Annotated in this window: 9 protein-coding genes; 4 read left to right on the forward strand and 5 right to left on the reverse strand. The window is 58.7% G+C overall.

Features of this window, described 5'->3' with window-relative positions:
- Positions 1-174: 174 nt before the first annotated feature.
- The 3 genes from BMX75_RS15845 to BMX75_RS15855 form a co-directional block, all read right to left on the reverse strand.
- Positions 175-978 carry an enoyl-CoA hydratase-related protein gene (locus tag BMX75_RS15845; protein ID WP_092829559.1) on the reverse strand — a complete coding sequence of 268 codons (804 nt, stop codon included), beginning with the start codon at positions 976-978 and terminating at the stop codon, positions 175-177.
- On the reverse strand, positions 975-3,152 hold the full coding sequence (locus BMX75_RS15850) for an acetate--CoA ligase family protein (protein WP_092829561.1): 2,178 nt from the start codon (positions 3,150-3,152) through the stop codon (positions 975-977). The genes BMX75_RS15845 and BMX75_RS15850 overlap by 4 nt, the downstream gene beginning before the upstream one ends.
- Before the next feature lie 68 nt (positions 3,153-3,220).
- Positions 3,221-4,027, reverse strand: a complete 807-nt coding sequence (locus tag BMX75_RS15855) for an enoyl-CoA hydratase/isomerase family protein (protein WP_092829563.1) — start codon at positions 4,025-4,027, stop codon at positions 3,221-3,223.
- Between the two features lie 209 nt (positions 4,028-4,236).
- Here BMX75_RS15855 and BMX75_RS15860 point away from each other — a divergent pair, with 209 nt between their 5' ends.
- The 3 genes from BMX75_RS15860 to BMX75_RS15870 all read left to right on the forward strand — a co-directional run bounded on the left by BMX75_RS15860 (position 4,237) and on the right by BMX75_RS15870 (position 8,905).
- Complete coding sequence (locus tag BMX75_RS15860; protein ID WP_092829565.1) at positions 4,237-5,145, forward strand: MurR/RpiR family transcriptional regulator; 909 nt, start codon at positions 4,237-4,239, stop codon at positions 5,143-5,145.
- A 243-nt stretch (positions 5,146-5,388) separates the two neighbouring features.
- Positions 5,389-6,564 (forward strand): TRAP transporter substrate-binding protein DctP, encoded by a 1,176-nt coding sequence (gene dctP, locus BMX75_RS15865; protein WP_217639889.1) that lies wholly within the window; start codon positions 5,389-5,391, stop codon positions 6,562-6,564.
- A 142-nt stretch (positions 6,565-6,706) separates the two neighbouring features.
- A complete protein-coding gene (locus BMX75_RS15870; RefSeq protein ID WP_092829567.1) occupies positions 6,707-8,905 on the forward strand; it encodes a TRAP transporter large permease subunit in 2,199 nt (732 codons plus the stop codon).
- Between the two features lie 72 nt (positions 8,906-8,977).
- Here the strand turns inward: BMX75_RS15870 and BMX75_RS15875 are convergent, their stop codons facing one another.
- The gene (locus BMX75_RS15875) at positions 8,978-9,985 is read right to left on the reverse strand and encodes an NADPH:quinone reductase (protein WP_245748599.1); all 1,008 of its coding nucleotides are present in this window, start codon (positions 9,983-9,985) and stop codon (positions 8,978-8,980) included.
- Positions 9,986-10,124: 139 nt separating this feature from the next.
- Between BMX75_RS15875 and BMX75_RS15880 the strand changes: the two genes are divergently transcribed.
- Positions 10,125-10,895 carry a glycerophosphodiester phosphodiesterase family protein gene (locus tag BMX75_RS15880; RefSeq protein WP_092829569.1) on the forward strand — a complete coding sequence of 257 codons (771 nt, stop codon included), beginning with the start codon at positions 10,125-10,127 and terminating at the stop codon, positions 10,893-10,895.
- A 147-nt stretch (positions 10,896-11,042) separates the two neighbouring features.
- On the opposite strand, the gene BMX75_RS15885 is transcribed toward BMX75_RS15880, so the two are convergent.
- On the reverse strand, positions 11,043-11,391 hold a 349-nt coding region (locus BMX75_RS15885; RefSeq protein ID WP_139197159.1), incomplete at its 5' end, for a transposase.

The following is an 11,391-nucleotide window of genomic DNA, read 5'->3' on the forward strand; positions in this document are numbered from 1 at the left end:
TGTTGCATCACCTCCCTGTGGTTCACCGTCACTACCGTGGTTAAACGCTTGCTTCACTGTAAATCAGATAGCGACGCGCAGGTAACCAATATCAGGCATTGACTATACGCCAGTAAAAAGCCCGGCGATGCCAGGCTGAGACAGGTCATTGGTTGAGCCGACAGAGCAATGACGCTATTTTTTCATGCGTTCCAACATTTGCTGAACGGCTTCAAGGTGCTCGGGTTCGTTATGGGACATACCCTGAAAAACGGCGCAGACGTCAAGAAACGCCTTTAGCTCCATGTCAGGCGCCATTTTCATCAGCCGCTTGGTCAACCGCGTGGCCTTGGGCGGCTGGGCAGCGATGCGCCCGGCATGCGCCATCGCTGCCGTCATCAGCGCATCGGGCTCGACAACCTCCAACACGATGCCATACGCCAGGGCTTCCTGGGCATCGATAACCCGTCCGGACAAGGTCAGTTCAAAGGCACGCTGGTAACCGATCTGACGCTGCATGAACCATGCCCCGCCGTCGCCGGGAATAATGCCCAGGTTGAGAAAGGTTTCGCCAAACTTGGCCTGGCGCGAAGCGATGCGTAAATCCGCCATATTGGACAGGTCAAACCCGGCACCGATCGCAGGCCCGTTGATCGCTGCAATGATGGGTACTTCCACCGCTTCAAGCGCCAGCGGCATACGCTGGATGCCCCGACGATAACGCTCGGCGACTTCCGCCGCGTCTCCCGCGAAATCGCCGTCGCGGCGGGCCATATCCTTGACGTTACCACCGGCGGAAAACGCCGAGCCAGCGCCGGTGATCACCAGTACCGACACCTCGTCTGTGTGATTCACCCAGTTAGACGTGGCAACAATGTCATCGACCAGTGCGGTGCCGGTAAGCGCATTGCGCACGTCGTGTCGATTCATGGTGAGCGTGGCTACCCGCTCTTCAAGGGTTAGTGTCGCATCCGCCAGTGTCGGCATCGATAGACTCATTCTTCGCGCTCCACGATGATTCGGGCATCCACAATGGCATACCCGTGGGGATGGCTGTCTGGATAGGCCATCACCGGGTTTAAATCCAGCTCACGAATACTCGGATAGGCGTCCACCAGCTTTGAAATGCGCATCAACAACACTACCAGCGCCTGCTTATTGACCGCCGGTGCACCGCGGACGCCTTCCAGCACTTTCTGCGCCTTGATCTGGTTCACCATGGATTCGGCGTCGGCTTGGGTGATGGGCAGTGAACGAAACGCCACGTCCTCCCAAACTTCGACGAAAACGCCGCCCAGGCCAAACATCAGTACCGGGCCAAAGACCGGGTCCCGCAGCATACCAATGATCACCTCCCCCCCTTTCTCAACCATCGGCGTGACCAGCACCCCCTCGAGCCGGGCGCTGGGGTCATAAGCCTTGGCGTTAGCCATGATGGTTTGGTAGGCATCGCGCAAAGCGGCGTCGCCTGCCAGATCGAGCTTGACCCCACCCGCGTCGGATTTGTGCAGGATGTCTCTGGAAACCACTTTCATGGCCAACGCCTGTTCACCAAAGTGACGGGCAACTTCCCCCAGCTCATCACTGCCCTGCACCCACCGTTGGTCGGGCACATGAATGCCATGCTCGGCCAAAAGCCCCCTGGCTTCGAACTCGAGCAAGTCCCGCTTTTGTTCTTTGGCGTTGGTTAGCATTGCCTGGCCTTTAGGGGATGCCTGCATCGGCGGACCAGCGGGTTGAACGGCGCATTTTGCCAGGTATTCGCCGCGCTCACCCAGCGCCGCCAGCACTCTTACCGCATGCTCGATGGAGGCGTAAACGGGCAGCCCGGCCTCGTGCAGTCGACGCAGCGCCGGGGGTTTAATGGGTGCGTATAGGCTGTAGATGACCAGCGGTTTAGCGCTCGCATGGGCGAGCTCAATCATGGATTCGGCTCCGCGCATCTCATCCCCCAGCAAGGACTCGGCAAAGCGCAGGCTATAGCCGCCAAACATCCCCACTAAAAACACGCTATCGACATTCGCGTCAGCGGCCACCACGGCCATGCATTCTGCCAGAAGTGAAGGGTTCGCATCCGAAGAACCCGCTACATCGACGGGGTTCAGCGTCGAAGCCTGGGGTAGCAAAAGCGCCTCGAGCTTCAACTGGGTTTCGCGGCTAAGCGTTGCCAGCGTCAAGCCTGCTTCCGCCAGCCGATCGGCGGCAATCGTTGCCTGACCGCCACCGTCGGCCACCACCGCCACGCGTTTGCCCTCCGACTTTTGCAAGCGGCCCAGTCCTTCCGCCACCGGGAGAATTTCATCGGAATATTGCACCACGCTCACCCCGGCCTGGCGCAACAGGTCCACGGTCATCCGGTAGCTACCTGCAAGGGCCCCGGTGTGCGAGCTGGCGGCCTTTTGGCCCTGCTCGGTGGAACCGGATTTATACACCACCACAGGCTTCATGGCAGTGACCTCACGCGCCACATCGAGAAACTGGCGACCGTCCCGAAAGCCTTCCACATAGAGGGTAGCCACTCGGGTATGCACATCCTCGCCAAGATAGCGCAGGTAGTCGTTAAAGCCGATATCGCTCTGGTTACCCGGGCCGATATAGGTGCTGAACCCCACTTGCCCGTTATGCTGGGCCTCCAACGCCAGGGAAAGCAGCATGTTCCCCGATTGCGAGACAATTCCAATGTCGCCGGGCTTGAGGTTCTCGAGCGCCAGCAGGTTGACATTATGATGGAGATTAAACAGCCCCGAGGTATTGGGCCCGATGATCCGCACACCATGGGCGCGGGCATTGGCCATCATTCGGGCTTCCAACGCTGCCCCCTTCACACCGCTTTCGCTAAAGCCGCTTGCCAACACCACCGCCCCCTTGATACCCCGGCGGCCACATTCGGCAATCAGATCGGGGACCGTGTCGGCAGGCGTGCAAAGCAGTGCCAGTGTCGGCTTCCCCGGAATCGCGCTGATAGACGGCCAGGTCTTGACCCCTAAAATAGCGTCGGCCTTAGGATTGACCGGGTAAATATCCCCGCGATACCCGCCTTTTACGAGTCCTTCCATGGCTTTATAACCACGTTTGGTGGCATCGGCTGACGCCCCTACCACCGCGATGCCCGCTGGCGCCAGAACAGCATGGAGCAGGCTGACTGAAGGAAGATTGCCTTCGATAGGTTGCATGGTATGCCCTGTTGAAATGAGAGAAACGACAGCATCCGCGAACGGCTAGCCGCGGGAGGCCCCATTGGTTAACGGCCTTTAAACTCGGGCGTTCGTTTTTCGGCAAAGGCATTAACGCCTTCCTGCCAGTCTTCGGTGGTCGAACAGGTAAAGACCGCATCCAGCTCTTGCTGAAGCTGGCTTGGCAGGTCGGTTTGCGCGGCGCGATTGACCAGCGGCTTCAACATGGCCAATGACACAGGCGCCTTTCCCGCCAACTGCGACGCCAGTGATAAGGCCTCGGGCATCAACTGATCCACTGGATAGCTGGCCAGCGCCAGACCCAGCCGTACTGCCTCGGTTCCATTGATTCTTTCGCCGATATACAGAAGTCGGCGAGCCTGGGCCAGGCCGACCAGCTGGGGTAGCCACTTGGAAACGCCGCCGCCTACGCTGGTGCCAATGCTGGTTTCGGGAAAACCGATCTGGGCATCATCGGCCATCAGCACAAAATCACAGGCCACGGCCATTTCGGCGCCTGCCCCCAACGCATAGCCATTCACTGCGGCAATCACCGGCTTGCTCAGTTGCGCAATCGCCTCGCCCACGTCATTCCCCAACTGCAGATATTGGCGCCGCTGGAAAAGCGTCCGCCCCGCGCCTTCGTGGGCTTTCATATCAGCCCCGACGCAGAAGGCGCGCCCCTCCCCGGTGATCACCACGGCACGAATGTCCCGCTCGCGCTGGGCAATGGCCAGCACGTCGAGCAGCTCTTGATACAGCGCCTCCACGACGGCATTGAGCCGGTCGGGCCGGTTGAGGCAAACCGTCAGCACATGGTCCTGCTGGGTGACAATAAGATGGGAGTAGGGAGGCAAAGCTTGGGGCGTGGTCATTAGGGTCGGGCTACCTGAAAGAAAGATGACAATATAGATACATATGTTTCTATATTACCCAGAAAAAGAAACATATGTATCGTACATGATCCTAGGGCCATACTTTGTCTCAGTCAACACGAATGTTTCATATAAAGAATAAAAAGGTACAAATGTACCAACCCGGTGACATGGTTTACACTGCCCATCTGAATGCGCTGGAGCCTTGAATGACCTCTGAAAATAGTGAAACGCCCCCATCGTCTGCCTCGCCGCTGGATTCCATCAACCAACGACTTGCGGCGGCTTATCCGACCCTTAGCCCGCAGTTGAAACAGGCGGCAGGCTATGTGATGGAACACCCCCTGAACATCGCGTTTCAATCCATCCGCAAAACCGCGGAAGCGGCACATGTGACGCCCTCGACCCTGGTGCGTCTGGCCAAGCGACTGGATTTCAAAAGCTATGAAACGTTTCGCGAGGTATTCCAGTCGGCGGTACAGACACCGCCAGTGGAACTATCAGGGCGCGCCTCCCGACTTCGCCATCAGGCTAGTCAGCCCGATGATCCTCTCTTTGTGGATGTCGGCGATGCCGCCTTCGACAACATTGGCCGCCTGTTCACTGCCGATAATCAGGCCCGGGTACGCGATGCCGCTCAGCAGTTATTGGCCGCGCGCAATATCGCCGTGGTGGGTTTTCGCGACACCTTTGCCTGCGCCTACCACTTTGCCTATGTAGGGCGCATTGCCATGCCCAATATCAACCTTATTAGAGGTCTTGAAGGCGGGCTTTTAACCGAACTTGACCGCTTCGATGAAAACGATACGGTCGTCGTTTTCGGCTTTGAGCCCTACTGCGCTGAAACGGTAAAAGCGCTGGAAGTAACCCGGGCTAACGGCGTCAAGGCCATCGTGGTAACGGATACCATGCGTTCACCGCTGGCACCCGGTGCTCAGATCTCATTCAACCTTGCCAACGCGACCCCGCACTTTTTCCCTTCGATCCTGTCGGCCATTACGCTTATCGAGGCCATTCTGGCAGAGTGCGTTGCCTTCGGCCCTGACGCAATGGTCGAGAATGTGACCAGGTTTGAGCAGCGTATGCGGCATATCGGGGCATATGTCGAGATCGACTAAAGATAAGACCATTGATGGAGGCCAAGCAGGTATGTCGGCATTCGACATTCGCTGTACTATGGCAAGCGTTGAAAATATTAATTGGCGCTTAGCTCAGGACTCGCTAAATTCTGTTTACGTAAAGTGATGCTTTCTCGCTAGGCATTACCTTGCCTGTGCCACAGGGAACTCGAGAGTGGTGCAATTTTGAGTATGGGAATACAAAAACAAACAGTGACAATGATCACTGCTGGAGCTTCCAACATGCATAACAAAAAGCAAAACGCGAAGTCAGAATCTTCAATCTCCACATCAACTGAGCGACCTTCCTCCATCATCAAGGGGTCTTCCACGCGGCGTAATTTCCTTAAAACGGCGGCCGCCGGTTCCGCCGCTGCCGTCGCTGCCCCCTGGATCGGCAATGTTCAGGCCCAGGAAGGTATTCGCATCCGTATGCAGTCTTCGTGGCAGCCGGGCACCGTTGGTTACCGGACATTCGAAGCCTGGGCAGCCGGTGTCGCCGAAGCCACAGGAGGCGAGGTACGCATCGAGCCCTTCCCTGCTGGCGCCGTGGCAGGCGCCTTTGAAGTCGCCGATGCGGTACGTAACGGCGTGCTCGACGGCCAAAACTGGTTCACCGTTTATTGGCCCGGCAAGATGCCGGCGGGCGTCTTCCTGACGGCTTTCCCCATGGGGCTCTCGCTACCCCACCAGTGGGACATGATGTTCGGTGCCTACGGCGGCTTCGACATTGCCAAGGATCTTTACCGCAAGCAGGGCCAGGAACTGCTCGGCTACGTTCACCACGACCTTAACCTGATCCACTCCAAGATTCCGCTGCGCAGCTTCGACGATTTCAAAGGGGTCAAGATTCGCATGCCGGGAGGCATCGTGGCGGAAACCTTTGCCGCCATGGGCGCTCGCACCACCCTGCTGCCAGGGTCCGAGGTCTATCCGGCCCTAGAGAAAGGCACCATCGACGCAGCAGATTACACCGGCGCCGCTGTCAACTACGAGCTGGGTTTTTGGCAGGTGGCCGACTACATCATCATGGGACCGCCCTCGACGCCCTGCCTGCACCAGTCCGTCGACTTAATGGACATATCCGTCAACCGCCGCGTGTTCGAGCGCATGTCGACCCAGACCCAGGACCTGATGCACGACCTGGTAGCCGCCTACTCACGCGAGCACTATGCGGCAATCCAGAAGGCCAACGCAGAGGCCTGGCCCAAGTACCGCGAAAAAGGCGTGGAGATCATCCACCTCTCCGAAGAGGACGCAACGCGCTTCCGCGAAGTAGCCATTCCGCTGTGGTTCAAGTGGGCCAACAAGGATGCCGACGCAGCCCGTCTATTCCGCGCCCACCTGGATACCATGATGGACCCCGCGGTGGCTTTGGTCACCGAGGAAGACATCCAGGGCTACGAACTTAACGCCTAACCTGCCTGCTCAGGCCACCGGGTGTTGTGGAGAGAAGCCGCAGCACCCGGTTTGCATAGAGCGTAACGTTTAATTCCGCATCCCGTCGGCTCGAAAATCCGTTTCTATCGCCTGAAGGTGATGGCATTGCGGAGGAGTGTCCATGAATCTTGAGATCAATTTCACCTTACCTCATTGGCTCTACTGGTCGGTACTGTTCTTGCTGCCGTTGCTGGTCATGCTGCTTGTTGACCGCAGCTTCCGCCGAGGCGCCACGATCAGCGGCAGCGACACCGCCGAGATACCCACCAGCGAGGCCAGCGAGGTCGCCTATCAACCGCCGGGCAACCTGTTTACCGCCGTCGTCGATCGCGTTTCCGGTTTCTTTGGCCGCTATGTGGCCTACTGGGCGCTGATTGCTCCGTTCGTTTTCGCCTACGAAGTATTGATGCGCTACGCCTTCAACTCGCCGACCAACTGGGCCCATGAATCAATGACCCTGATGTTCGGCATGCAGTATCTGATCGCTGGCGCCTTTGCTCTACGTGAAGGTGGTCACGTCCGGGTCGACATCCTCTACTCGCGAGCCAAACCCATCAACAGGGCGGCGCTTGACCTGCTGACCTCGATCTTCTTTTTCATCTTCACCATCGCGCTACTGGTCACCGGCTGGAAGTTCTTTTCTCAGGCGGTGAGCGACCGTTTCTTCTTCGGCTCAAGCTACGCCAACGAGACGTCCTTTACCGAGTGGGCCATCCAGTTTTACCCGGTGAAGTTCATGCTGTTTTTTGGGGCACTGCTGCTGCTGCTGCAAGGAATTGCCCAACTGATTCGTGATTTCCAGTCCTACCGGCATCATCGACAGGCGCGCGTCGACAGTCGCACGTTTTCCACCGTGCTTGTGGCCATGGGCGTCATTCTGGCGGCCTGGACTGGCTTTGAGATGGTCAACATCGCTACCACCGACTACGAAAGCCTTGCGGGCAGCCTCGAAGGGGCACTGAGCAATGTGGGCATCGGCGGCCTGACGCTGGTGATGTTCGGTACCTTGATGGTCGTCCTGGTGGCAGGCTTGCCATTGGCGTTCGTTACCGGCGGCCTGGGCGTGTGCTTTCTCTACCTGGTCGGCACCCAGGATATGCTCAACCTGATGCCGTCACGCATCTTCCCGATGATGACCAACTATCAGCTGTCGGCCATTCCGCTGTTCATCTTCATGGCCTCGGTGCTGGAAAAAGCCGGGATCATCGAAGAGCTGTTCGACGTCGTCTACAAGTGGATGGGCGGCCTCAAGGCCGGGCTGGCCATCGCCACGGTAATTGCGTCCACGCTGCTCGCCGCTATGGTCGGTGTGATTGGCGCGGCCGTAGTCACCATGGGCCTGATTGCCTTACCGGCGATGCTCAAACGCAACTACGACCCGGAAATTGCCATCGGCTCGATCATGGCGGGCGGTACCCTGGGCATTCTCATCCCCCCCTCGATCCTGGCGATCATCTACGGTGTCATCGCCCAGCAATCGGTAGGCGAACTCTACCTTGGCTCGTTGATTCCTGGCTTGCTGCTGGCTTTCATGTACGGCTTTTACTGCTGGCTGCGCGGCACCCTGAACGTCAAGATGGCCCCGCCGATGCCGGTCGAAGACCGTGTTGACATGAAAGAGAAGTTGCGCCTCTTGCGGAATATGCTGGCGCCTATCGTTCTGGTGGTGCTTGTGCTGGGTATCATCTTTACCGGTATCGCCACGCCCGTCGAAGCCGCGGGTATCGGCACCTTTGGCGCACTGCTGGTTGCCGCGATGCACAAGCGACTGACCTGGCCCAACCTGCACGCCGCCTGCATGACCACGCTGGTCGCCTCGGCGATGGTGATGTGGATTATCTTCGGTGCCAGTATCTTCGTCGGTTTCTACATCCTGCAGGGCGGTCAGACCTTCGTACAGGAGTTGATCTCCGGCGCGGGACTCGGCCCCTATGCGGTGCTGATGCTGATGATGGTACTGCTGGTGGCGCTGGGGATGTTTCTCGACTGGGTCGGCATCCTGTTGCTGGCGGTGCCGATCTTCGTGCCGCTGATCAAGGGTATGACCTTCGACGGCGTGTTTGGTCTGCCCGGTGTCGACGCGGCTGATGTCTCGCTGTGGTTCGGGGTGATCTATCTGGTCAACATGCAGATGTCGTTCCTCAGCCCGCCCTTCGGCTATGCGCTTTTCTACATCAAGGGGGTCTGCCCGCCGCATATCACCATGGCGCAGATATTCCGCTCATCCTTCCCCTTCCTGGGCATTCAGGCGCTGGGGCTACTGCTGGTCATTCTCTTCCCGGCACTGGTCACCTGGCTCCCCAACCTGGCCTACGGCTAGCCACGCTTGACGGCTCGCCATCACGACCGCCCTCGCTCAGCGAGGGCGGTTTTGGTTGTGGCGCAAGAAACATCAGGGCAATAGCACCGTGGAACCGGTAGTCTTGCGGCTCTGCAGCGCGTCCTGTGCTTTACCCACATCCTTAAGCGGATAGCGGTTGGCCACCTCAACCTTGATCTTGCCGCTTTTCAACATGGCAAAGACGTCATCGCACATCATTTCGAGACGTTCGCGCGTGTCGGCATAGCCGTTCAGGCTGGGACGGGTAACAAACAGCGCGCCCTTCTGGTTGAGAATCCCGATATTAACGCCGTCGACCGGGCCGGAGGCGTTGCCAAAACTGACCATTAGCGAGCGTGGCTTGAGACAGTCCAGCGAGGTTTCCCAGGTGTCTTTACCCACCGAGTCATAAACCACGTCGCACATCTCGCCGTTGGTGAGTTCGCGTACGCGCTCGACCACGTCTTCCTGGGTGTAGTTGATGGTTGCCCAGGCACCGTTGGCCATGGCCAGGTCGGCCTTCTCTTGTGAACTGACGGTCCCGATCAGCTTGACACCCAGTGCCTTGGCCCACTGGCAGGCGATGGAACCAACGCCACCGGCAGCAGCATGGAATAAAATCGTTTCCCCGCCCTTGAGTTCGTAGGTTTGGCGAAACAAATACTGAACGGTCAGACCCTTTAGCAGGCTGGCCGCCGCCGTTTCAAAATCGATAAAGTCCGGCAGCTTGACCACTTTCGACGCGGGCAACGTATGCTGCTCGGCGTAGGCACCCAGCGGCCCCTGCGCGTAAGCGACCCGGTCGCCTTCTTTCAGATGGGTAACACCGTCACCCACCGCATCGACAATACCGGCACCTTCGGTGCCCAAGCCAGAGGGCATGGAGGGCGCCGGGTAAAGCCCGGTACGGAAGTAGATATCGATAAAATTAAGGCCGACCGCCTTGTTGGCCACGCGGACTTCGCCAGCGGCGGGTGCCGCCGGTGTCACTTCAACCAGTTCAAGCACCTCGGAACCGCCGGTATGAGCAAATTGAATCCGTTGAGACGCCTGTTGTTGAGACACATGTTGTTGAGACACAGAAAGCTCCTTTTTTTATAAGATGAGGTAAGGCTCAGCTAGCAAGCTAACGCCATCTGCCCGGCAGCGCAACGCAGTTGTCACAACCCCCGTGCTAGACTCGTTCTGTTGATCGCCGACGGCTAACGGAACATTGCAAATGCACCCTGCTATTTCACTGCCCACATTAATTGCTCACCGCGGCTACTCCGCCGCGGCCCCGGAAAACACCCTTGCCGCGGTGCGCGCCGCCCACCGCGCGGGTGTACGCTGGGTCGAGCTCGACGTCCAATTACTCGGTGATGGAACCCCCGTGATTTGGCACGATGCCGACGTCGCCCGATGTTCAGACGGTCGCGGTAGGCTACGCCGCATGACCTGGCCCCAGACGCAGACCCTCGACGCGGGCCGCTGGTTTGGTAAGGCATTCGCCGGTGAAAAGATGGCCAGCCTGGAGGACATGCTGGCGCTGCTCGACGCGCTGGAGATGAGCGTCAACCTGGAACTCAAGGTCAATCGCGGCCACGACCCCATCGCGCTGGTCGACCGCGTGCTGCCGAGCGTGCTCGACGCCCTGCCCGCCGAGCGGTTTGTGCTGTCGTCCTTTGATCAAACGGCGCTGCGCCACAGCCGTACCTTTGCGCCCGCCAACACGCTGGCGCTCGGCGTCCTGGTCAACCGCCTGCCAAAGGACTGGCGGACACTGTGCGCCGACATTGACGCCTTCAGCCTTCATGCCCACTGGGGCCGCTTGAAGCCCGCACAGGCCGAAGCCGTTGTACAGGCGGGCTATGCGCTGCTCTGCTACACCCCCAACGATCCCCACGCCTTCCATCCGCTCTGGGCCTGGGGAGCTGCCAGCGCAATCACCGATGAGCCTGAGGCCTTCCAACGATATTTATCGGCCTCGTTCAGCGCCATAAGCAGGTAGTGGAAGTTGCTTCACGGTCGCGGTGCTTGCTTGTTAGCCACTTATATAGGGCGCTCTGAATACTGAGGAAGGTCATCATTAATGTCATCCCACGCAGCCTTGCTTGCTACAAAAATGTGGCTCGCTTTTTCTAGGCTCTTCGTCACTTCATGTGGATTTGGCCTGATCGAATAGCCGGCCCACCGGGCTGCCAATCAAGTGGATCATAGCGATGAAATTAGCCTCGTTTCGATAGCCACGTGCACGTGACCGAGCCGCTTGAAAAAGACCGTTCATCCCTTCCAGTCTCGCGTTCGTCAGTCCCGAGTGCCAGCGCCTGACCACCGCGTCGGCGTGCCGCTCAAGGGTCGCCAAGGCCTTTCCCATCGGCTTCAGTAGTGGCTTTTCAGACACCGCCGCCTGCATGACCTTGAGGTAATTAGTGATGCGCCATCGAGCCGCTCTGGGCGTCGGGGCCTTCTGGATCCAGCGTAGCTTTTCCTTGATCACCCAGGCA

It is taken from the genome of Vreelandella subterranea (genome assembly GCF_900111305.1).
Taxonomy (GTDB): Bacteria; Pseudomonadota; Gammaproteobacteria; order Pseudomonadales; family Halomonadaceae; genus Vreelandella; species Vreelandella subterranea.